The 24,171-nt window shown below is 41.2% G+C and carries 18 protein-coding genes and 1 tRNA gene; 7 read left to right on the plus strand and 12 right to left on the minus strand.

Going from position 1 to position 24,171, the window contains the following annotated elements:
* Window positions 1–270: 270 nt before the first annotated feature.
* Window positions 271–1,662, plus strand: coding sequence for a PP2C family protein-serine/threonine phosphatase (locus VF06_RS04690; RefSeq protein WP_099067348.1), 1,392 nt, complete (start codon window positions 271–273; stop codon window positions 1,660–1,662).
* A gap of 27 nt (window positions 1,663–1,689) precedes the next feature.
* Here the strand turns inward: VF06_RS04690 and plsY are convergent, their stop codons facing one another.
* From plsY to VF06_RS42390, 5 genes are all read right to left on the minus strand, one after another.
* Window positions 1,690–2,370 carry a glycerol-3-phosphate 1-O-acyltransferase PlsY gene (gene plsY / locus VF06_RS04695; protein ID WP_099067349.1) on the minus strand — a complete coding sequence of 227 codons (681 nt, stop codon included), beginning with the start codon at window positions 2,368–2,370 and terminating at the stop codon, window positions 1,690–1,692.
* A gap of 108 nt (window positions 2,371–2,478) precedes the next feature.
* Window positions 2,479–3,756, minus strand: a complete 1,278-nt coding sequence (locus VF06_RS04700) for a DUF3086 domain-containing protein (protein WP_099067350.1) — start codon at window positions 3,754–3,756, stop codon at window positions 2,479–2,481.
* A gap of 194 nt (window positions 3,757–3,950) precedes the next feature.
* Window positions 3,951–4,367: a DUF3119 family protein gene (locus VF06_RS04705; RefSeq protein WP_099067351.1), complete on the minus strand. Its 417-nt coding sequence runs from the start codon at window positions 4,365–4,367 to the stop codon at window positions 3,951–3,953.
* Window positions 4,368–4,726: 359 nt separating this feature from the next.
* The gene (locus tag VF06_RS04710) at window positions 4,727–5,524 is read right to left on the minus strand and encodes an MlaE family lipid ABC transporter permease subunit (protein WP_099067352.1); all 798 of its coding nucleotides are present in this window, start codon (window positions 5,522–5,524) and stop codon (window positions 4,727–4,729) included.
* Window positions 5,525–5,551: 27 nt separating this feature from the next.
* Entirely contained in the window at window positions 5,552–5,683 is a 132-nt protein-coding gene (locus tag VF06_RS42390) for a hypothetical protein (protein WP_257207461.1), read from the minus strand.
* A 323-nt stretch (window positions 5,684–6,006) separates the two neighbouring features.
* Between VF06_RS42390 and VF06_RS04715 the strand changes: the two genes are divergently transcribed.
* From VF06_RS04715 to aroH, 3 genes are all read left to right on the plus strand, one after another.
* Window positions 6,007–6,303, plus strand: a complete 297-nt coding sequence (locus tag VF06_RS04715) for a hypothetical protein (RefSeq protein ID WP_099067353.1) — start codon at window positions 6,007–6,009, stop codon at window positions 6,301–6,303.
* A 932-nt stretch (window positions 6,304–7,235) separates the two neighbouring features.
* Entirely contained in the window at window positions 7,236–8,057 is an 822-nt protein-coding gene (gene sppA, locus VF06_RS04720; RefSeq protein WP_099067354.1) for a signal peptide peptidase SppA, read from the plus strand.
* A gap of 102 nt (window positions 8,058–8,159) precedes the next feature.
* Window positions 8,160–8,573, plus strand: coding sequence for a chorismate mutase (gene aroH / locus VF06_RS04725; RefSeq protein WP_099067355.1), 414 nt, complete (start codon window positions 8,160–8,162; stop codon window positions 8,571–8,573).
* Window positions 8,574–8,808: 235 nt separating this feature from the next.
* Here aroH and crtR read toward each other — a convergent pair whose 3' ends face one another.
* On the minus strand, window positions 8,809–9,699 hold the full coding sequence (gene crtR / locus VF06_RS04730; protein ID WP_099067356.1) for a beta-carotene hydroxylase: 891 nt from the start codon (window positions 9,697–9,699) through the stop codon (window positions 8,809–8,811).
* 437 nt (window positions 9,700–10,136) lie between these two features.
* Between crtR and pyk the strand changes: the two genes are divergently transcribed.
* Complete coding sequence (pyk, locus tag VF06_RS04735; RefSeq protein WP_099067357.1) at window positions 10,137–11,903, plus strand: pyruvate kinase; 1,767 nt, start codon at window positions 10,137–10,139, stop codon at window positions 11,901–11,903.
* 126 nt (window positions 11,904–12,029) lie between these two features.
* Here pyk and VF06_RS04740 read toward each other — a convergent pair whose 3' ends face one another.
* The 4 genes from VF06_RS04740 to VF06_RS04760 form a co-directional block, all read right to left on the minus strand.
* Complete coding sequence (locus tag VF06_RS04740) at window positions 12,030–13,811, minus strand: M61 family metallopeptidase (RefSeq protein WP_099067358.1); 1,782 nt, start codon at window positions 13,809–13,811, stop codon at window positions 12,030–12,032.
* A 143-nt stretch (window positions 13,812–13,954) separates the two neighbouring features.
* Window positions 13,955–14,025, minus strand: a tRNA-Gly gene (locus tag VF06_RS04745).
* Window positions 14,026–14,079: 54 nt separating this feature from the next.
* Window positions 14,080–15,351, minus strand: coding sequence for a hypothetical protein (locus VF06_RS40310; RefSeq protein WP_180267247.1), 1,272 nt, complete (start codon window positions 15,349–15,351; stop codon window positions 14,080–14,082).
* A 99-nt stretch (window positions 15,352–15,450) separates the two neighbouring features.
* The gene (locus tag VF06_RS04760; RefSeq protein WP_099067360.1) at window positions 15,451–18,996 is read right to left on the minus strand and encodes a response regulator; all 3,546 of its coding nucleotides are present in this window, start codon (window positions 18,994–18,996) and stop codon (window positions 15,451–15,453) included.
* Between the two features lie 743 nt (window positions 18,997–19,739).
* Between VF06_RS04760 and VF06_RS04770 the strand changes: the two genes are divergently transcribed.
* Window positions 19,740–20,372, plus strand: a complete 633-nt coding sequence (locus VF06_RS04770) for a GNAT family N-acetyltransferase (protein WP_244917925.1) — start codon at window positions 19,740–19,742, stop codon at window positions 20,370–20,372.
* A gap of 1,055 nt (window positions 20,373–21,427) precedes the next feature.
* Window positions 21,428–21,982 (plus strand): hypothetical protein, encoded by a 555-nt coding sequence (locus VF06_RS04775; RefSeq protein ID WP_099067362.1) that lies wholly within the window; start codon window positions 21,428–21,430, stop codon window positions 21,980–21,982.
* Between the two features lie 4 nt (window positions 21,983–21,986).
* Here VF06_RS04775 and VF06_RS04780 read toward each other — a convergent pair whose 3' ends face one another.
* Together VF06_RS04780 and VF06_RS04785 are read right to left on the minus strand one after the other, a co-directional pair.
* Complete coding sequence (locus VF06_RS04780) at window positions 21,987–23,135, minus strand: histidinol-phosphate transaminase (protein WP_099067363.1); 1,149 nt, start codon at window positions 23,133–23,135, stop codon at window positions 21,987–21,989.
* Window positions 23,136–23,319: 184 nt separating this feature from the next.
* On the minus strand, window positions 23,320–23,955 hold the full coding sequence (locus tag VF06_RS04785; protein ID WP_099067364.1) for a YqiA/YcfP family alpha/beta fold hydrolase: 636 nt from the start codon (window positions 23,953–23,955) through the stop codon (window positions 23,320–23,322).
* Window positions 23,956–24,171: the final 216 nt, after the last annotated feature.

Genomic DNA, 24,171 nt, shown 5'->3' on the forward strand with positions numbered 1-24,171 from the left:
TTCAGTTATGAAAAAATGAAAAACCCCGCCAAGTGTCATCCCAAATTACGATTTTTGAGAGATTAGATTTTGATTAAAAATATAGAATTACAACTGAGGAATCTGGAATCAAGAATGTAATTAGCAAATAAAATACTCATAAAATTTACCTGTTACGTCTTTATACTCTTGCTAAAATCACAAGTCTTGTCTAAATATGGTTTAGCAATATTAAAGCGACAAAATTTATAAATAATTTCAAACCTACCAAAAATAAAGTGTAAAAAAACTGTGCCTGTGTCTCAACTGCCCTCTCAACCCACTGACAACAATAGTAGTGCCACGACTGATGTCACACCAGTCGTAGCGCTGAAAGAACTCGTGGCAAGGTTGCACCGGGAACAGAATAAAATTCAAGATTTGCTCAGTTCTCTTGGATTCGCACTTAGAAGCTTCAACAATTTGAATCAGTTTTTGGAACTGATTCCGCTGATGGCAACAAGGGTCACAGATGCTGATGGTAGCGCCTTGTTTCTTTACAAACCTAATGGTCAAGTCAGGTTAGAACAACTACACTGGCAAGATAGCCACCAGCGAAAGAATATCCGCAAGGCACTAGAAATAGCTAGCAGTCAAATCACACTTGTACCCAACGCTGCCCCTTTAGCAAGTACTACAGGGATTTTGGATGACCAAATGCATCGCTATTTGGGGCCAGATGTGCAAATCTTTGGAACGGCGATTTTAGTCAAGCATACAGAAAGGGGTTGGCTGTATGTTTTGAGTCGCGATCCGGAATATAGCTGGACGGAAACCAGGCAAAAATTAGTTAGGTTAGTGGCAGACCAAACAGCAGTAGCCATCGAAAACGATGAACTAGCTGTAGAACTGAGAAAAAAAGAACGTTTAGACCAAGAACTAGAGATTGGCGCAGAAATTCAACGGCGACTTCTGCCGCGGCAATGTCCTACAATACCTGGTGCAGTCTTGGCAGCACGTTGTAAACCTGCCAATCGGGTAGGTGGAGATTATTACGACTTTATTGCTACTAATAATAATCAAATTCAGTCAAACGCTAAAAATGGCACAGGAACTGGTCGTTGGGGTTTGGTGATTGGAGATGTTATGGGCAAAGGTGTTCCCGCTGGGCTGATTATGACAATGATGCGGGGAATGCTACGAGGAGAAGTTTTACACGGTAATTCTCCAGCCGGAATTCTACAAAACTTAAATCGAGTTATGTATGCGGATTTAGAAAATTCGCATCGCTTTGTAACGCTTTTTTACTCAGAATATAATCCCCATAATCGAGTTTTGTCTTATAGCAATGCAGCACACAACCCTCCCTTATGGTGGCACGCCGCTACGAAAACTGTTAGCCGTTTAGATACTTTAGGAATGCTGATTGGTTTAGATGCTAACAGCCAATATGAAGATGCCCAGGCACAGCTAGAACCTGGAGATACAATTATTTACTATACAGATGGTTTGACGGATGCTGCGGCAGCTAGTGGCGATCGCTTTGACGAAGAAAACTTTATTGCTGATTTCAATACAGCTTGTAAATACTGCAACGGGCCGCAGGAAATTGTCGATTATTTATTCGACCAAGTTCAGAAATTCATCGGTGCTGATAAGCAAAATACCGATGATATGACACTAGTTGTTTTGCAAATTCTTTAGTTATGGCAGGCTATTGCCTATTGCTAACTATGCAGTTTGTTTCGGTTCTGTGGATAAATTTTGCCCAATTTTTGGCTCAGTGCCAGCAATTAGTCGTTCTATGTTACTACGATGGCGCAAAATCACATATAACCCACCAGCAATACCAAACAAAATATATGGTAAAGGTTGACGCAAAAGCAACATAAAAATAGAAACAGCCATCGCCCCTGCTATTGAACTCAAAGAAACAATCCGCGATATAGCTACAACAACGGCAAATACACCTGCTGTTGCCAAACCTACCTGCCAATTCATTGCCAACAAAATCCCCAAGCTGGTAGCAACGGATTTACCACCAGTGAAGCCTAAAAAAATTGATTTACTATGTCCAAGAATCGCAGCTAAACCAACTAAAGTTACTACCCACGGTTGCCATAATTTTACATCTACCGTTGGAGGGATAATATTTTGACTAGTGGCAAAATTGAACAACCAATAACCAAGAGCGATCGCTAATGCTCCCTTCAAGGAATCAAGTACTAAAACGAATGCTCCTGGCCCTTTACCCAAAGTTCTTAGCACATTTGTTGCGCCAGTGGAACCAGAACCAACTTCTCGAATATCAATACCTTTTAACTGCTTGACAGCAATGTACCCGGTGGGAAAGGAACCCAGTAGGTAAGCTATAAATACAGTTACTCCGCACAGAGTTAACCAGATAGCCATGATAACAATTCAAAATTCAAAACTTGTACTGAGCGCAGCCGAAGTATTCAAAATTCAAAAACTCTTTCCCAATGCCCTATGCCCTATGACCTATGCCCAATGACTAAATTAAAAGTCATCATCATAGTTTCTCACTGTTTTGGGGTCGGGGGCAAAGGCTAACCATAGAGGAAATTGCAGCAGAGACAAACTGATTTGCTCTTCTGAATCATCAATAATAATTAAAGGCAATTGATTGGCTTTTACCAACCGATCTGCTTTTTGGGCTACAGCTTCCGATGCCTCAAATAATACCACGCCTCTGTCTGGGCCAAAATCTGGGCGACCTATTCCCAGGCAGTCTTGCAAGCCGCGACGCCATTCACCTAATCGCTCTGGTGTATTAGCTAAAACTAAAGTACGGACGCGATCGCCATACAGCTTGTGTAATATCGAAATTGCAGCAGAGGCAATTAGGATATTCTGCAAGCGACTACCCATCGTCCGCAAAGCACCCCGTCCTCCTTGGCTGAAAAACCAATTAGAAACTCGTTCTGCATGGACTGGCTCAAACGTCCGGCGTAACTGCCAAGCGGGGCCATAGTAATCTGGCTTATTGCGGTATTGGTCAATTAAACGGCGAATTTGCTTTGTAGTATCTTGAAACTGTTGTTGGGCAAATTGCGGTATTCCTGGTTGAGGTTCGGCTGGTTTCACCTCTTTGATATTCGGTTTTTCTCTTTCCACCACAGCTGGCGTTAGTTGCAGCTGCTCAGCAGCAGCGGCCAAATCCTGTAAGCTACCCGTGAGATAATCTTTAAAACCCTGCACTCGAATTGCCAAGTCTTGGGATGCTCCCGCAAAAGTGGTTCGCATTTCGTTGCGGATACGTTCTTGACGACGTTCAAGCTGTTCTATGGAAATTTGCAGGGCTTGTTTGCGTTGTTCTAACTGCACTAGTGATTCTTTTACGAGTTGTCCCAGAGAAGTTTGAGTTTCACTCAATTGTGCCTGAAGGATTTTGTAAGAAGCTTGCAGGTTAGCTATTTCTTCTTTCAGTGCTGCTTCAGTACTCTGCAACTTTGCTACTCGCTGCTCTGTTGCAACGTATAATAAACTGTCTTCTGATTTTAATGTGTCTGAACCCAGTGTGGCAGTTTCCGGTTCCAACTGCTGTAAAAATTCGCCATTGGAACTTTCTGTTGGCTCTACCGTAGAATTTACCTCATCGGCTGTATTAGAAATAGTTGAATCAAAACTTGCGTCCTCTTCTGATGAGCCAATAGGTGCTGTTTCTGGCAGTGAATCAACAGATGGGTTTGTTGGATGTTCGACTCCATTGGTTTGTTCTTCTTGTGTCAACCATTCATCAATTGGTTCTGGGGTTTGAGATGCCTCTGGGTTCATAAACAATACTGTAATTCCTATGATGCGAATAAATAACTTTCAGAAATATTACAATTAACAAGCTTTCAAAGTTCTAAGTTTTGGGAGGTACTCAATTTTAGGCTTTGAGTATAGATTAGAACTACTTGTCATTACTACATAAATTTGAGCGGCGGCTTTTACCGCTCAAATCTTTTGTGAGTCAAGACTTAGTACTAAATATGCGGACAACGTTGTTCCAAGCAAGTTTTCAAGGTGTTGGGGTCAAATAAAATAGGCAAAAAGTGAATGCTTTTAACTTCTTTAAAGTAAAACAATATGGGGACTTTATTCCAGAAGATACGCCAATTTTGCCATTCCTGGTAGGGAAAACGTCGAATCAATTTTTCGCCTCTGTAAATATCTAAATCGGTAGCGGTAAATTGCAAGCGCAGTGTTAAGGTTTGAAACATCAAAAACAAGCCAAACAGCATGACAATAGAGCCTATCCACGGTTGTAGCAATATTAGTGGAATAGCAGCGATCGCCAACACCACAGGTATATTGTAACTAGGCTTGAGTTCCACAGTTGCAGTGGAGTTAGGGGCAAATGAAGTGGTCACAGTCTTAAATCCTGCTTTGTTACTACATATCTCTTTTATTTTAGGAGTTAGGGGTTAGGAGTTAGAGGTTAGGGGTTAGGAGTTAGGAGTTAGGAGTTAGGGGTTAGGGGTTAGGAGTTAGGAGTTAGGGGTTAGGGGTTAGGAGTTAGGGGTTAGGAGTTAGGAGTTAGGAGCTTTGACTCATATAGCGGTTAAAACATAGTTTAAGACATAAACTGCTCCTAAAACCCTGACCTGATGAGACTTTCTTTGCCTGTTACTTTTTGCTTATTGCCTGTTCCCTGCCATCACTGATAACTCCTCACTCTTAATTCTCAACTTTTAATCTCAACTCTTAACTCTTAACTCCTCACTCTTAACTCTTAACTTTTAATCTCAACTCTTAACTTTTAGAATCCTTGCAGGAATGCACTGCCAGTTCCTTGAAACATTAACCAAGAAAGAAAGAAGTTGCTAACAAAGATAATTAGCAAGGCAGTCACAACAGCAGTTGTAGTAGACTGTCCTACACCTTTAGCTCCTCCTGTCGTTGTCAAGCCCCAACTGCAACCAATTACAGCGATGAGAATACCAAAGCAGCACGCTTTGATAGTGGCACTCACAATATCCCAAGCGCGAAGAAAGTCACGGGCTGAGTCTAGAAACACTGTATCAGATAGGTTGTAAATACTTGTCGCAACTAGAAATCCCCCAAACATCCCTGTGACCAAAGACAATAGGGTTAAAATTGGTAGCATCAACAAACAAGCAAGGACGCGGGGAATAACTAGATAATCGATTGGATCTGTTCTGAGCATCAACATAGCATCGATTTGTTCTGTTACCCGCATAGTACCTATTTCTGCTGCAAAGGCAGAACCCACTCGCCCCGCCAAAACCACTGCTGTTAATACAGGAGAAAGTTCTCGTGTCAAAGCCACGGAAAGTACTCCGCCAATAATGTTTCCTGCACCAAAATTAATAAATTCTCGTGCTACCTGGATGGTAAACACCGCGCCCACGAAAATAGCCGTTAATAAAGCAATAAAAAGGGAATCTGGCCCAACTGTTGCCATTTGCTCTATGGTGTTGCGCCGATGGATTTTACCCCTTAATAGGTGAACTAGTACTTGCCCACCCAAAAAAATCGCTGCCAGCAATCGCTGACTCCACTCTCCTAAACTGGATTTGGATGTAGTCTGGTTCAATGTTCTGTAGCTAACTCGGTAACTGCCTTAAGAATAGCGGAAGTAATGGGGAATGGGGAATGGGGCATTGGGGAATGGGGCATGGGGCATTGGGCATGGGGCAGAGGGGAAAAACTCATCTCCCCTGTTCCTTTGCTCCCTCACTCCCCATCTCCCCATCTCCCCCACCTCCCCACTGCCCAATTGAAACCCCAGAAGATTAACTTAGTTTAAAGATGTTCTCAGAAAATAAAGCTGGTATTAAACGCGTTCGTGAGAAATTAATAGGTGCTAACTTCGGCTGTAAGCCTTGCTATACAAGTGTTTTGTAAATCTAAGTGGTTTTTAATATCTTTGGAATGTGGCGTAACTTGTGGCAGTTTCTTTTAATGAAAACTTAAGATTTTTGACAGATTGCCTGCTTGCAAGCGATCGCACGTATTGTAGAAAATGACAAACCTCTATCTAGCTATTGTCATCTTCATTCACGGAGTTTGTGTTCAATGACTATTTTCACTAACTTTCTCCGCTCCTTGGTACTAACGTTCGTTTTTAGTTTTGTCGCTCCGATTTTTCTGGTTGGCACAGGATTGCTGTTGTTGTTCGTAATCGGTCAGTTTCCTGGCTTACAAGATTTAACTGAGGCCATCGCAACTGGAATTGTCCATTTTCTCGCCACTTTCGGTAGTGGTACTCCTCTACGAGGATTATTTGTCATCAGTTTAACCTGTGGTTTTGTTGGTACCCTGTTTGACATTTACGTTTGTTATCGGGGTCAAATTTTACGAATCGATTCTTAAGTAGTGAAAATAGCTTTGATTGAGATACTCATGAATTGACAAAACTAAAAAAGTTATGTTGACCAAAGTCAAAGTCTTGCTAGAGCATTCTATAGGAATCCGGTTTGATATCTCAAATGATGCGTAGTCAGGCAATAGCCAATAGGCAACAGGCAAAAGGGTTTCAGAGAATATAGGTGTACGGAGTTATTTTCACCCAATTAAATAGGAGTTCTATAGATAGTCATTAGTTTTGTTCAATAAGTTTTTTATTAGTTAAAATTACTCATTAAATACTTCTTAAATTATTAGTTATTCATTTCTAACAGGACTTACGCAAGTGTCACAAAAAATCATTTTTTTTGCTTGTAGTAAGGACTTCAGTCCTTATTAGAGGACTAAAGTCCTTACTACAAACTTAAAATCTCATAACTAGCCTAAATGTGTGACCATAATAAGAATCTGACTCGATTGATAAAATTATTTGTTTGGGTAGTAAGTAAGGAATCAACCTTTTTAATGTAAGGGCGAGTTTTTCACTCAATCAAGTATGATTTTTGTAACACGATTTCACTTTAATGTTGATAAATTTACTCAAGTTTCAGGACTATTCAGTAAAGACGCAACAGGAGAAATGATTTGTATCATTTATTTGCTGAAATAGGATGACACCAAATATTCTGCAATTTTCCAGTCGGAAGAATAGCGAACATAGCCTTTATTAACGATCCCAGTGGACGCTAAACTAGAATTTGGTATTTTATATTAGCCACAATCTACAACAACTCCATCAGCATCCAGCGAAAATGCCACATCAAAGTCTCTGGAAATACAAAAAATTTATTAAAATTTTCAGGAAATTATCCCTGCTGATGTTTTTTCACAGAACAAAGAAAGTCGTTTGAGCGCTGGGCATCTTATATTAAGTTTATTACGAGGTATGTTGATAACTCATGGTTTGGCCGTTTAAGCCCAAGTTTAAGAAACAAATTGCGCGCATTGAAATTACTGGTGCGATCGCCGGCGCTACTCGCAAACGCGTCTTAGAAGCCCTGAAAACTGTAGAAGAAAAAAAATTTCCGGCTTTATTACTGCGTATCGATAGCCCTGGCGGTACAGTGGGAGATTCTCAAGAAATCTACAGTGCCCTCAAGCGTTTGCGGGAAAAAATTAAAATCGTTGCCAGCTTTGGCAATATTTCGGCTTCTGGAGGAGTCTACATCGGTATGGGAGCCGAACACATCATGGCTAACCCAGGTACGATTACAGGTAGTATTGGTGTGATTCTGCGTGGGAATAATTTGGAACGCTTATTAGAAAAAATCGGCGTTTCTTTTAAGGTAATTAAGTCCGGCCCTTACAAAGATATTTTGGCTTTTGACCGAGAACTAACTCCACCAGAAGCAAACATTCTTCAAGAATTGATTGACACAAGTTATCAGCAGTTTGTCCAAACAGTAGCTGATGCCCGTTCTTTGGCAGTAGAAACCGTTAGAAGTTTCGCCGATGGACGGATTTTTACTGGGCAGCAAGCCCTAGAATTAGGTATTGTAGACCGCCTGGGTACAGAAGAAGATGCCCGTCGTTGGACAGCAGAACTAGTGGGACTCGATCCAGAAAAAACTCTTTGCTATACCCTAGAAGAACGTAAACCGTTATTGAGTCGGGTTCTACCAGGGAGCCGCCAGGTTTCATCCGGACTTCGATCTGGAATAGATTGGCTGGAATTTGAAATGTCTACTAGTGGTTTACCCTTGTGGTTGTATCGACCCTAACATCAGTTAGGAGTTAAGAGTCAGAAGTTAAGAGTTTTAACTCCTAACTCCTAACTCCTAACTCCTGACTCCTAACTTTTCTGTTTTAAGGAGGATTTTGGCGTGGAGTGGCAAATGCGGGCTATTCGCGGGGCAACAACAGTTGCCGAAAATACTGTTGAAGCAATGCGAGAAGTGGTTACAGAATTACTTGATGAACTAGAAAACCGGAATCAATTCCAAACGAGTGACATTATTAGTGTCACTTTTTCAGTGACACGGGATTTAGATGCTATTTTTCCGGCTGCCATCGCCAGATCGCGTCCGGGTTGGGATAATGTGGCAATGTTAGATGTCCAACAAATGCATGTCGAAGGCAGTTTACAGCGCTGTATCCGCTTCTTAATTCACGCCTACCTGCCAGCTTCCGCCTCAATTCATCATATTTATTTACGCAATGCCGCTAGCTTGCGTCCAGACTGGAGTTTGCCACAGTCTTTACAAACTTCACAGCCAGCAGTTAAGTCAAAAGTGTAAATTATTTAGACAAATATGTAAAAAAGAAAATTGAATAAACTATTACATTGGTAATTGGGCTGCTGAACGTGGTGTTATTGATGGGAAAATATTACTAACTTTTTGTTGTGATTTGCCATTGAAGGAACACATTCAAAAATATGGAATTGTACAGCGATCGCACTCAGTTGATTTTGAAGGCTTGTGTTGCTCATGATGTACTGTTGTCACGTAGCGATCGCTTTATCTAACAACACTATTCCTTATGATGATTAAATCTAATTCCTAAAAAAATGTCATAAAGAAATTCAAAAAAGTCTTTTTTTTGTAACAAACCAGAAGTCTGATAACAACCTTTTTCATCTAAAAGAGGCTTCATCAAGTAATAAGTAGGCTGGTAATTATACCAAGGAATAGAAGGCCATAAATGATGAATTAAGTGATAGTTTTGTCCTAATATCAAGATATTAAGAATTGAATTAGGATAAACACGGGCATTTTTCCAGCGATCGCGCTCTAAAAAAGGACGATGAGGCAAATAATCAAAAAATAATCCTAGTGTTATCCCGACTACAAAAGCCGGAACTAACCAAAAATTAAGAATGTAACCTAAAAAATGGTACTGAACTGAAATATATATTATTGAAGCGACAATTAAACGACTAATGAACCATTCTAATAGCTCATATTTCCGCCACAATCGGCGTTGAAAGAAAAATACTTCATGATACAAAAACCGAAATGCAATTAACCACAAAGGCCCGCCTGTAGAGACATAATGATCTGGGTCATCTTTGGGGTGATTCACATGGCCATGATGCTGCAAATGTACTCGTGTAAATACTGGAAAAGCAAAAGCCAACATCAATGCACTACCATGTCCTAATATTGCATTAATTATTCGATTGCGATGGGCAGATTGATGACAGGCATCGTGAATTACTGTCCCTGCACAATGCAAGGCAATAGTATTAACACTAAAACATAGCCAGTGCGGCCATTCCCAAAGCCAGTAACCAAAGTTAGATAACACCAACATTCCTACAGCAGCCGAAAACAGCAGTTGTGTTGGATTGAAATCACCAGGAGGTGCTAAAAATTCTTTTGGCGGGATTGTTAATGGCTTTTGTGCCTCCGACGCAAGCATTATTGACATTGAATCCTTACTTTTCGATCAAACATTACGAATATACGATAAAGATTAGGGAATAGTAAAGATTTATAAATTTTTATATACCAAGATTTATCCAGAGCTTAGCCTATCGGCAGATGAATAAAGTTATGATTCCAGACGAGGCTTAGTCTTTGCTCATGAGTAGGGTGTCAAGGGAGATGAGGGATCAGGTGAGGCGGGGAAAAGGTTAAAGGTTAAAGGGAAAAGGAATAAATTTAATCTTTCCCCTTTTCCCCGGTTGGTGAGCTTGTCGAACCATACCGCTTTCCCTTACCCCATAACCTGTTTAGCCCATGCCCATTTCTTCTATAACCCTACTCTAACTGCTTAAATCTTATAGCAGTGACCAGAAAGGAGATGCCATTTAAAGTTACGATGACTTCCCAGATAGCTCCCTAAATTCAGCCCCTATGCAATTAAGAGATTCTCTACGCCGGACAAAAATTGTCGCTACTATTGGTCCCGCCACAAGCAGTCCTGAAATGCTGAAGGCGATTATTGAAGCGGGAGCAACGACACTGCGGCTAAACTTCTCCCACGGGACTCATGCAGATCATCAGCGTAATATTCGCTTAATTAGACAAACTGCTTTTGAACTTAATCAACCAGTAGCTATTCTCCAAGATTTACAGGGCCCAAAAATTCGCTTGGGAAAGTTTGACAATGGATCTATAGTTGTAGCAAAAGGCGATCGCTTCACCTTAACAAATCGCCCGGTTATTGGTACGCAGGAAATTAGCTGTGTTACCTATGATTATTTAGCCCAAGAAGTTCCGGTTGGTGCAAAAATTCTCCTTGATGATGGACGAGTAGAAATGCTAGTGGAGGAAATTAACCGCGATAAAGGTGATTTGCACTGTCGCGTTACCGTGGCTGGAAAACTTTCTAACAATAAAGGCGTTAACTTTCCAGGAGTTTACCTATCAATTAAGGCAATGACCGACAAAGACCGAGAGGATCTGATGTTTGGTCTAGATCAAGGTGTAGATTGGGTAGCACTTTCCTTTGTCCGTAATCCCCAGGATTTAATGGAAATTAAAGAGCTAATTTCCAGTACAGGTAAACAAGTGCCGGTGATTGCCAAAATTGAAAAACACGAGGCCATTGAACAAATGGAAGCGGTTTTGGCTTTGTGTGATGGCGTAATGGTGGCCAGAGGCGATTTGGGCGTAGAACTACCAGCAGAAGATGTCCCCGTCCTGCAAAAGCGGCTGATTGCAACAGCAAATCGCTTAGGAATTCCCATCATCACTGCCACTCAGATGTTAGACAGCATGGTGAGCAATCCTCGTCCAACTCGTGCCGAAGTGTCAGATGTAGCCAATGCGATTTTAGACGGCACGGACGCAGTGATGCTTTCCAATGAAACTGCTGTAGGTAATTACCCAGTGGAAGCAGTGGCTACAATGGCACGCATCGCCGAGCGCATCGAGCAAGAGGAAGCGGACTCAGCAGTACGTCAACTTAGAGATACCAGACGCTCTATTCCCAACGCTATTAGCCAAGCTGTGAGTCAAATTGCCGAACAACTGGGAGCCGCAGCAATCATGACTCTAACCCAAACGGGAGCAACAGCTCGCAATGTCTCAAAATTTCGTCCCCATACACCAGTTTTAGCTGTCACACCCCATGTGAACGTGGCGCGACAACTACAAATGGTATGGGGAGTAAAACCATTGCTAGTACTGGGATTGCCTTCCACAGGTCAAACATTCCAAGCTGCAATCAACGTGGCTCAGGAACTCAAATTACTATCTGAAGGAGATTTGGTAGTCATGACTGCCGGTACACTCCAGGGAGTTTCTGGTTCCACAGATTTGATTAAAGTTGAGGTAGTAACAGCAATACTAGGCCATGGAATAGGATTAGGCCAGGGTTCGGTGAGCGGTCGCGCACGGGTGGCTAATACTGACATGGATGTTAGTAACTTTAATCCCGGAGATATTCTGGTTGCTTCCCGCACTAATGCCCATTTTGTAGAGGCAATTCGCAAAGCTGCTGGGATTATTACGGAAGATGAAAGTCTAACAAGTCACGCAGCAGTCATCGGTTTACGTCTTGGTGTGCCAGTGATTGTCGGCGTCAAGCAGGCGACGCAAGCAATTCGCGACGGCGCAATTATAACCCTGGATTTACAACGGGGTTTGATCTACTCTGGGGCGGTGAAAACGTCTTAGTACTGGGGATTGGCTTTGCTAAGGGAAAAGGGGAAAGGTTAAAGGGAAAAGGAGGGATCTTTCGTTTACCCTTTGCCCCATACCCCATCCCCAATGCCCCATGCCCAATGCCCAATGCCCAATGCCCTAAACAATTGCGATCGCTACCCCAAGCCATGCGGCAAAGTTTTGCTGCTGTGTAGAATTGGGAGAATCAACAGGTTTCACTTGATACCTGGTAGGATTTGGTGAACCTAGTTTAATGGAATAAGTACGCAGTTCGTCTTGGTGAAAAACTGCGACCTCAATGCGATCGCTTGCTTGGTAATCTTTGAGGCGATCGCTTAAAGTATTGGCTGTTACCTTAATTCCATTAATTGCCAGTAATTCATCACCCGCATCAATTCCCCCTATTTGTGCGGGTGAACCTGTTTCTACAAACTTAATAATCTCCCGTCCATTTTCAGTATTGATTCTGACACCAAAGTATGGTTCTTCCTGCTGTTCTGCTACTAACTGTAAACCAAAGGGTTCTAAATACTGATTAAATGGCAAATCTTCAGTGGTATGAATGTAGCGCTCGAAAAAGTCAGCTAAATCAATTCCTGCCACAGATTCTATAACTTCTTGCAACTGTTCTTGGGTATAGCCAATTTCGGCTTCTCCAAATTGCTGCCACATTTTCAGCATTACGTCATCGAGGGAACGCTGATTGCTGTGAGTTGAGCGAATCAATAAATCCAGCAATAGCGATATCATTTCTCCTTTTAAATAATAGGAAATTTGGGAATTACCGCTATTGGCATCTGGCCGATACAGTTTAATCCAAGCATCGAAACTCGACTCAGCAAGAGGCTGTACTTTCCGCCCCGGTGTAGTCTCATATCTGGTAATTTCTTTACTTAAATGATTCAGATAGGACTTAGCATCATAAATTCCTGCCCGCAAAGGAATTAACAAATCGTAGTAACTAGTAGTCCCTTCACAAAACCACAAGCATGGAGTGTAATTTTCCTGGTCATAGTCAAAAACCTCTAATGCTTTTGGGCGAATTCGCTTGACATTCCACAAGTGAAAGAACTCATGTGCTACTAATTGCAGAAAGCGATCGTATTTTTCTGGAACGCGAAACCCAAAACGCTGATAAATTAAGGAACAAGAATTTTTATGTTCCAAACCCCCAAAAGCTTGACTAAATAAATGTAACAAAAACACATATCGTTCATAGGGCAAACCGCCGAACATCTGTGCTTCTACCTGAATAATTTTTTGGATATCAGCAATCATCTGCTGAATTTGATAATTCCCTTGTCCCCAAATTGCCAATTCATGGGGTTTACCCAAAACCTCAAATTGATATAATTCGTGGCGACCAATTTCAAATGGGCTATCCACGAGAGTATCAAAATCGCTAGCCAAAAAAGTATTCGTTTCGTTGTTAATGGCAGGTAAAGCAGTAGTGACCCGCCATTCTGGGTACGGTGGTACGATGGTGACACGAATCGGTTGTTTTTCCCAGCCAGGTATTCTAAAAAATATTGCTGCACCGTTGAAATAACCGTGGGTAGCATCCAAGTGATTTGTCCGTACCGATAGCTCATTGGCAAAAATGCGGTAACGTACAGTTAATTCTGAAACACCTATTTTATCTACCTGCCAATGGTTTTTACTGTTTTTCTGCCAAGGCAAAGGCTTGTCGTCCGCAAAAGCCACAAAATCCTGTAAGTTTTTGGCGTATTCCCGAACCAAGTATGACCCTGGTGTCCATACTGGCAGTTTTAAATCAAGAATCGGCCAGGGATAATTCACAAGGCGTAAAGTCACCTCAAACAGATGAGTTTCTGGTTCAGGCATTGCCACCAAGTAATGAATCGTTGGTGCAGTTTCCTGGATATAACTATTAGGGCGAGATGCAGTTGCTTCAGTCATCTTGTCTGCTGGAGTAAATATAAATGAGATTATTAGATTTGTCCCATTAATGACAAATTTGTTTTTTTATGCTTTGCGTCCAGACAAATGAAGCTGTATATAGAAGCAAATACTATCTAACAAAAGCTTTTACTTATTCTCAAAGCGGGCGGCGGGAATCGAACCCGCATTAATAGCTTGGAAGGCTATAGTTTTACCACTAAACTACGCCCGCAAGTTTCCAACTTCTGAATTATAACACACTTATAAAAAAAATTCAAATATTTAATTAATTGGAATTGGCAGACTGAATTTTGATTCGGACATACAGATTGCTGAAATCTGGTTTTGTACCATCTTGATTCTGGGCTGGAAGAAAGTTCTCGGTTCGGAAAATTTGGTTTAGGATTTGCTCATATGTACTTTTTTCGCTTCCCAGTGTTGCTGGTTGTATTTCTAAAACTATGGCTTGTTGAAAGTTGCCATTGCGATCGATTACTAAGCTGGCTAAAAGTTGTGCTGGCTGAAGTCCAGAATTTTGGGGGAGAAAACTGGGGTCAAATTGTTTTGTATTACTACCTCTATATACAGCGATCGCATCTGGCAAACCATCCTGTATAAATTTTCCTGATTTTATCAAGTTACTCACTTCATCTCTAAGTAAAGGAGCTACGATCGCTACTGATGCTCCCTGAGTAGAAGTTGGTGTAGTTTCCCTTGGTGGAATTGGCGGAGTTTGTCCTGTGGGAGTTGGTGAAGTTTGCCCAAGGGGAGTTGGCGGAATTTGTCCTGTGGGAGTTGGCGAAGTTTGCCCAAGGGGAGTTGGCGCACTTCCACTTGGTGGAGTTAGCGGAGTTTGTGGGGTAGGAGTTGGTGTAGTTCCCCTTGGTGGAGTTGGTGTAGTTTGTGGAGTAGGAGTTGGTGTAGTTCCCCTTGGTGGAGTTGGTGTAGTTTGTGGGGTAGGAGTTGGTGTAGTTCCCCTTGGTGGAGTTGGTGTAGTTTGTGGGGTAGGAGTTGATGGAAGGCCTGATGGTAGCGGCGTTCCCTTTCCTAATTTTAAATCTTGACGGCGGTTCCAAGGAAGATTACCCACTGGAATTGTAGGTGTAGGTGTAGCTGTGGGTGTAGGTATCGGCTTGGGAACTTTTTTTTGCAAAGAGGGTTGATTATTAGTTGGAGAAATATCGGTTTTTCTCTGTGATTGGAGATTATCGGCAGACTTAATTGCAGTAGAATTTTGATTTTTTGGCGTAGTTCTTGCTGCTACAGACTTTTGAGTTGAAGATAATTTCTTTGGTGAAATTATTTTAGCTGTTGATTGCGATTTGCTTGTTGATTTTTTTGGAGGAGCAACGTCTATCAATTCAATGGGTATCGTGGATTGACTTTCCTGAGGAAACCAGAGAATAAATATATTTGATGAGCGCATCAACAACCAGAACACCAGCAAGTGGAGAGACACTGAAGCGACGGTGACAGAAATCCACAAACCTGGTGGATCGGTGTGTCGCCTCCAGACTTTGGCTGGAATTGGAGTTTTGTCTGCAACCGATGGTTCCATATTATCTTTGAAACTGCTTCTGATTAAGCACTTTTACTAATTTGTATGCTTTAACCAGTTATCAGTTTTCACTCCCTAATTTAGAATCCAGTCTAAATTTTAGCGATTAATCATTACCTCTGATGTAACGGCGAAAGTTAGAACTGTTTCATCAACTCCTTTCAGTTCTAAGGGACTTCCTTTAGTAATTTCTTCTTCTTGCAAATAATCTGCCACAGCAGCAGAAACCAAGATCGTACCGGGAATAGCAGCAGATTGTAACCTAGCAGCAATATTCACACTCGGCCCAATGGCAGTATAATCAGCACGTTCAGCGCTGCCAAACATTCCCACAACTGCTGTACCTTGGTGAATACCACAACGAAACTGCACGCCAGTTTGTCTGTCACCATCAAATACACCTTGTTCTCGCCACCGTTGGTTTAATTGATCCAAAGAGCGGTGCATTCCTCTGGCTGTATTGATAGCACGACGTACTTGTTCGTTGGGAGTTAGTTCTTCCGGCGCTCCATACAAAGCTAAGATAGCGTCTCCCATAAATTTATCTACAGTGCCGCCATTAGCAAATACAACCTTGGTCATAGCTTCTAAATATTCATTGAGCAACTCTGCTACTCGCCGGGATCTAAGGGTATTTGCTAGCTGCGTGAAACCCACAATATCACTAAACAAAACTGTAATTAAACGTGGTTCTGGACGCAAATCTAACGCCAAATCTCCAGCAGCAGCTTTTTGCACCAACACAGCAGGCAAAAACCGCTTGAGTACGGATTCAGTGAGATATGTATTTAACTCCGAGATTCGTCTTTCATTTTCTTTCAACGCTAAGAGGTTGCGAACTTCCGCCAAAAGCTCCCTGTCATTGAATGGTTTTGCTAAATAAGCATCAGCACCATGTTCTGTGCCTTCGATGCGAGTTTCTTCGTCAACTTTGGCTGTGAGCAAAATGATTGGTATTCCTTTAAGCTTCTCCTGAGAGCGGATCATCTGAATCATTTCAAGTCCGCTCACCAAGGGCATCATTAAGTCAGTTAGAACCAAGCTGGGTATAATTTCTTTAGCTAGGCGATATCCTTCATAACCGTTACGAGATGTCTGTACTTGATAGCCATTGCGGCGCAGTATATCAGATACATAACTTCGCAAATCGGGGTTGTCGTCCACAACTAGAATACAGTGTCCAGTGCCCAGTGGTGATTCTTGAGTTTCAGAAATGGATGATAAGTTTTTTGTAATATTTTCAATATTATTATCTGCTGTTTGATCTAGCAGTTCTAAATCAGCCAATTCTACACTAGCGCGGCTTGTGTTTAGTTCAACAGGGGTTTCCAGCACTTGCTGTGTGGGTAAGTGAGCAGTACCAGTAACTAGCGATAATTTAAAGGTAGTACCTTCACCATACACTGAATCCACACTGACTTGACCGCTATGTAATTCTACTAATTCTTTAACTAAAGCTAAACCCAAACCACTGCCTTCATAGGAACGGTTTGCTGAACCTTCAGCTTGCCGGAAGCGCTCAAATAAATGGGGAATTTGTTCTTGAACAATGCCAATTCCAGTGTCTTGTACTTCTAAGATGCAGCGATCGCCTGCGAATTTTAGCCTGACGCTGATTGTCCCACCTTCGGGAGTAAACTTCATGGCATTTGATAGCAGGTTGTAAACAACCTTATCAAATTTTTCCATATCCAAGTACACCGTAGGACATTCATTTAAGTGTGTAGTCAGTTGCAGCCCTTTTTTCTCGCAGTAGGGGCGAAAAGATTCAACAATTTGGCTGACAAATTCCACTAAATCGCAGGGACGAAAACTAGGTTGCATTCTTCCTGCATCCAGACGTTGTAAATCCAGCAGTTGATTAACCAGTCGCAGTAAACGACGGGAGTTACGCAAAGCAATAGCACTTTGGGAATATGATAATCCCTCACCAGCCCCCACTGCTGACTCTAAAGGCCCCTGAATCAAGGTAATGGGAGTGCGAAATTCATGGGAAATATTTTGAAAAAATTCTGTTTTTTGTTTGTCTAATTCAAATAAGCGTTCTGCTTGTTGGCGAGTTTTTTCATATAAGCGTGATTGCTGTACAGCGATGGCAGCTTGAGCTGCTACTGCTTTAGCTAAATCGATGTCAGATAATAACCAATTACGTGTTTTATTACTTTCACATAAAGTAATACTACCGATGCATTTGCCGTCAGCTAATAATGGCACCACCATTAGCGATCGCGCTGGCATTTTCAAAGACAAATCAAAACTCTGTATTTCTCTGCGAGAATGATTGACATCAATAATTACTACTGGTTCGTGTGTCTGGAGGATCTCTTGTAAAATTGGATTCTCTTTTATGGAAGTTTGAGAATTAGGTAATTCTGTTAATAGGTAATTATTGTTACTTATATTTTTTTCTGTAACTGGCGAACCAAAATTTTCCCTATGTTGAAAGCTGTCATACAATCCCACAGACTGAACAAATTCATCTTCCTCTGTCCACAGGGATAGAACACAGCCATCAACTTGTAAAGCTTGTCCCAATTGCTGAGTAATAGCTGCAAAAATATCTTCAGGATCTAGGCTAGAGCGAATCGCACTAGTAATTGTATTAATCAAACTCTCTCGCTTAGCTAGGGCACGTACTTGTTCGTAAGCATAAGCTTGAGATAAAGCTAAGGCTGCTTGATCCGCCACCATCAATACTAGTTGCACTTCATCGTCTCCCCAGGAGCGGGGCAGGGAACACTGGTGCAGTGCTAGCACTGCCATCAATTCCTGTTGACAAATTAGTGGTACAACTAAACTAGAACAAATTTCTGCGGCAGCAAAAGCTTCTCGACGTTGTTGCAGTTCCGGGGTATCACCTTGAATCCGCTCATCATCTATTACATCATGAATTACTTGAACTTCACGGGTTTCCCAAACCGTGTGAGCCAGCAATGAAGAGGGGGAGATGGGGAGATGGGAAGATGGGGGGAAAATAGGAACATTGCTCTGCTTGTCTTTGTGTCCTTGTATGAGTGTATCCTCATCACTTTTTTCTTCCGGAGGCTTTTGATAGATAAATCCTTTATCTGCCAACTGTTCATCTTGGAAGGGACGCAACAAACAGACATCCACCTCCAACATCTGACCCACTGAATCTACAATTGCCTGCAAAATTTGTCGATAGTCTAATGCACTGCGAATTGTATTTGTGACTGTATTCAGCAGTGATTCTCGCCTGAGTGTGCGGGTAAGTTCGCGGGTACGGGCTTTGAGGACATTGTGGGTATCTAAAGCTTGGCGTACAACTCCTTTAAGTTCCTCTGCTTCCCACGGTTTAGTAACATATTTGAAAACCTTACCAGCGTTGATTGCTTCCACCAGGTCTTCGACATCGGTGTAGCCAGTTAAAATAATCCGGATAATATCTGGGTATTGAGTTGCTGTCAGGCTCAAAAATTCTGTACCGCTCATCATCGGCATCCGCTGGTCAGAGATGATCACCGCGACCTCTCCTTCTTGAGCCAGCAAATCAAGTGCCGCAGGGCCAGAGGTTGCTCTTAGCACCTTATAGTCACGATAGAAAGTGCGGTAGAGCAAATCAAGGTTGTCTGGTTCATCATCAACAACCAAAATTTTAGGCTTACTGTTTGCTTGGGATTTCATGCACCGCTTTCCTGCTGCAACGGCAGTCGGATAAAGAATAATCTGATGGGATGAGGATTTTTCTGAGTCAGGTAAGAGCAGAGCATTTCGACCAATAAGGCTGTTTGGCTACATGACTGCTGAGTTTGGGAGCGTTTACTCACAGTGATTTATCTCAATGACTGATATCGATTACTGTTTGCTCTAGTACAGAGTAATTGATTTTATAGTCTGTTTTAGTGTGATGGAGTCTATACTTGCTTGCCAAATGTTCTTTCACCTCCAATGAGCAATCTCTGATACTACATACAGCACTCATGGCTAGCTGAAAAATCCAGATGAAGCTGCATATTAAGTTTTCCCCGCACAGCAGTTGTACTAACACTTGCAGGTAAATTTTATTTATGGTAGTCATGGTAGAGCCAATAATATTAAAACAAAAAGATTTAAAGCCAAAGTATACTATTAGACAAATGCCTCTTTCCAATTTAGCAATCAGAACTATCATAAAGACAAGTGCTGGTGGTTAAGAAGTAGAATTAGGGATTTGTGGTGTTGGGTACTGCGAATTGAAATTAAGCATCAGGGAAAGAAGTTATGGGAATACTCTGCAATCTTTAGTGACATTGAAAACTTCATATGACACGGAGATGGTATCAGAGCTGTTCTTCACGTCTTGTTCATCTGCCTTATCCCCTGTTCTCTGGCAGTCCCCGGCCTTCTGTTGCTTTAAAGACTGTTTTAAAATTTTTCAAAAATTTTCTTTGAATCAAATCAATACTAAAGTAGCCTTGAAATATCGGTTTTTTCACTCTTACCACCAACAGCCAATCCATCCAACTTCTCATCATTTCCAAATTCGTATGGCTACACCTGCTGATTTAGTTAGTGTTGCCCAAATTATTGCTGAAAGTTTTCACTCACAAAAAGGTATGTGGGGATGGACTTTTCCTTTGTTACGTCTGGGTATTTACGAAGACTTGAGACATCGCATAGTATCACCTGCGCCTCGTCATGTTTGTTTAGTTGCTTTGGATTATACTACTGGTGCTGCTAGTAACTTAGTAGGTACTGTAGAACTTGGTGTGCGTTACAGCGATTCCTGGAGTCAAGAGGGCTTGGGTTTGCCTTACTTATCCAACTTGGCGGTTCACCCAAATTATCGTAGGCATGGCGTAGCGTCAGGGTTACTAAATCGCTGTGAAAAAATCTCTCAAGAATGGGGATTTAAAGATTTATATCTCCACGTTCTAGAAAATAATCACCAGGCAAGGCAGCTTTATTTCAAGCTGGGATATCGAGTACATAAAGTTGAATCGAATTGGCATACATTTTTGTTGAGACGTTCGAGCCAGATGTTATTGCATAAAGATTTAAGTGCTGACTCTATTGTCTAAATTTTCTTCGAGCATCTATCTATAATTTTTAATGTTGCGATCGCTTTGAACAAATTCTAGAGGTTGTTGGGAAAGTCCTTGGCAACACCGTCTTCTTGCTTTGAGAGAATAGAAAATAGTATCTACCAAATAAAGTGAGATTATATAGCAAGGGACTGGTGACTGGGGACTGCGTCAAAAGTCTTTTGATGTCTGAGTTTTCTTGTCTGTTAATGTCCTAACCACCAAGGCTTTGGCTGTACATCAAGGCAAAATTATTGACACTCATCCAACATCCTCTTAGTAATGCTGGCAATCTCAGGATAAATTAACTTCATCTCAAACCTTGAAAATAAGCGAAGATAAGTAGATTGTAGTGAATATTTATCGTCAAGATCGGGCAGGAGATGAAGCATTACTGTCTTTTTGGTTTCCAAAATCAGCAACTGCTCAACCCAGAGGGCAAAAGGCCGTAAGAAACAATGAAACAGGGTTTTAGTTCGATTAATATTTCTTAACATAAATTGGTTTTTTGATACCGATTTATCGTTTCAAAACCAGTTCAAAGGCAGATATAGGAATCCATCAGTGATTTTTTTGAAATTAATATCTAGCTTGGGACAATTTTGAAATATATTTTTCTTTCAAGTATGATTAAAATTACAAATCGTAGTTTTAATTTCTAGAAGTATCTCATTTAGAAAAATTTATCTTTTGTATTTTGTTATTTTAATTAATAAAATTTAAATATGTTTTTTCTCAAAAAAGAAATAGACTATAATAGAGATACTTATACATCGAATCTAAAAAGATTCTCAATTCCTCATAATAACTTTGTAATTAAGATATTCATCTTTATAAAAACTTTAAAAAAACATTATTATAATCTGGAGACAAATCTACTGGTATCTCATAAAATATAAACACTCAATTAGTGAATAATGTCTATTTATTCCTATCGTAGATAAATTGACCGCAAGACTGTTAATGAAAAGATGAAAAATCTCATTTGATATAACAGCTGGTTGCTTATTGAAGTGCATACTACTACTAAATTCTTTGAAAGTTTAAAAAACATGGATAGCGAACAGCATCGCCGCTATCAGCCCGCTATGGTATCAACTTATTACCCTGAAACTAGTTGTCCCGACTATCTTGTCATGCCAGATGGAACTGAGCAACCGCAAGGCTCGGAGATCCTTACAAGTTTGCACAGTGGACAGGTTTTCATCGTCAATAGTCGCAGGCGAAACGGATTAATACTGTTTAAACGTTACCATGCAGAGTTTGCTGGCCCTGGGGCTGCTGTGGGTGGAGACTACGATTTTGATTGCCAAGGGGTACTGCCAATAGGTAATCTGTCTTTGTTAACTCCAGAATCTAATGAAGAACGTCAAAAAGCTTACTTGATTAGGCGACAGTGGATTAGATTGATCAAACAAATTACAGAAAATCCGTTGCCTGCCCAGCGAGTCCAAAAAATTCTCGATCAATTTGAACAGTACTTTCCACCGGAAATAGTTTCTCTTCTTCCGGATGTAGCCTTTGCTCTTTTAGTGGGTGTGCTGCCCCAAACAGTGGGAGTGGTACGCCGTTTGGGCAGTGAAGTTGATGGTAGATTTATTGAGTGATTTGTTAAAGTTTTAAATTTGCCAAAGAGGCTTGTACTCTATTAATAGTACGGGCATTTTCCTCACTTGTCCCGACAGTAATTCGCAATCCACCACTAATATGTCGCACAAGAGTGCCCAGTGTTCTGAGTTTATGATGCAAACTTTTTAAAGTAGCGTCTTGTGAGTGTGAACTATTTGGTTTGAGACGCAGGTAAATAAAGTTGGCAGCACTGGGTGTGATTTGTAATTCTGGTTGCTGGGATAAAGCTTCAATGAGTTTGGCTCGTTCTGTTAAGATTTGCCCAATTGACTCAAGTAAGAGTGTGCGATTCTGTAAAGCGATTAATGCTGCTGCGATGGAAAAGCTGGGAAGATTGTAGGGTAAGCGGATTTTTTCTAAAATGGCGATCGCTTCTGGATGAGCAACGCAATAGCCGATGCGAAGAGATGCCAATCGAAAAGCTTTAGAAAAAGTGCGTAAAATCACCCAATTGGGGTGCTGTGGTAATTCACCGACTAGACTAGTTTGACTAAATTCAAAGTACGCTTCATCAATCACTACTAAAATATCTTCCGGCAAACTCTTTAACCATAGCAACTCTGCCGTAGTTAGACTGTTGGCAGTTGGCGAATTGGGATGCACCACGAAAACTACCCGAATCGCAGGGTTTTGAGTTTGTTCAATGGCTGACTGGGCGGCTTTTAAGTCAATTTCAAAATTGCTTTCATTTCTACCCACTCCCACTACAGGAATGCCCAAAGTTTGTGCCAAAATTCCGTACATTGAGAAAGTGGGATTGGCAACAAGAATTGAACCTCCTCCTCCTAGACAAGTGGCGATTAATAAAGAACGGATTAGTTCATCTGAACCATTGCCCACAGAAATATTAGCAGCGTTAAACAAAGATGACGAAACACCAGCTGACTCATTAACATATTCAGCGATCGCACTTTTAAGTGCCTCATGTCCGCCATCAGGATAACGATTTGTTTCAATTTCTTGCTGATATGTCCAAGCTAGCTTTTCTTTTAACTGGGGCGGTAAATCATAAGGGCTTTCATTTGTGTCGAGGCGATCGAACTGTGTGGGCACTGATGCAGCGGTATCGCTGCTAGGGTGGGGTTTGTAGGCTGTAAATTGTGCTAAATCTGGTCGAATGAAGGGAAGCATATAGATTTTGGATTTTAGATTTTAGATTTTGGATTTTAAATCAATACTGTCCACAAAATAAATAATTTCACCTAATCGTTCTTGACGATAGATGAATGTAGTCTCTTGAGAACTATGAGTTTAGTAGTACTTACTGAAAAATATAAGTAGTTAAATACAATCAAATGTAAAAGATTTGACAAATTTAAGGTAATTGGCAGAAGAGGCGAATTGCTTGCCACATTTCTTCCATAACATTACCTAAAGCGTGGTCGCTGTCGAGTTCGACTAACTCCACCCAAGGGCGCGATCGCTCAAAGTCACGACTAGCTTCAATAGGAATGACTTCATCATTCTTTCCATGCAAAATTAGTGTGGAAATGGGACGTTGCAAAATTTCTTCTTGGTATTGTGCTGCATCGGTGACAAAATTGTAATTTAAGGGAAGCAATCGCCCTTCCTCATAGTGATACACCATGAGATATTTTTCTTGCTGCCAACGCTGTATTTCCTCATTTGTTAATTTTGGTAACCAATGAGATAAAAAACCGAAAGCTGGTGCCAACAAGACTAAGCGTTGTATTTGTAAATATTGCTGTGCTAAGTGGGTAGCAGTCAAACCACCCAAACTTGAGCCAATAATCGTTACTGGTGTAGAACCCTGGGGTAATTCTGCCACAACTTGAGCGATTTGACGGCTGATTGTCAAATGGGAAAAATCGCCAGCATTCAAATCGGGAATTTTCAGTTCTGTGTGAATTTCGTTAAAGCGATCGCCAAAGTAGCGAGCTTTAGCAGATTTTGGACTGGAAGCAAAACCGTGAAGATATATGTATTGCAAAGCTGTAGATAGTTTAGGAGTGAGGAGTTTGGAGTGAGGAGTTTGGAGTGAGGAGTGAGGAGTTAGGAGTTATGAGTTAGAAGTGAGGAGTTTGGAGTTTGGAGTTTGGAGTGAGAAATTTTAAGTTTTCATTTATGAGTTTCTTTATTCAACTCATAAAACTCATAAAACTCCTAACTCCTAACTCATAACTCCTAACTCATAAAACTCCTAACT

It is taken from the genome of Nostoc linckia z4, assembly GCF_002608075.1.
Taxonomy (GTDB): Bacteria; Cyanobacteriota; Cyanobacteriia; order Cyanobacteriales; family Nostocaceae; genus Nostoc; species Nostoc linckia.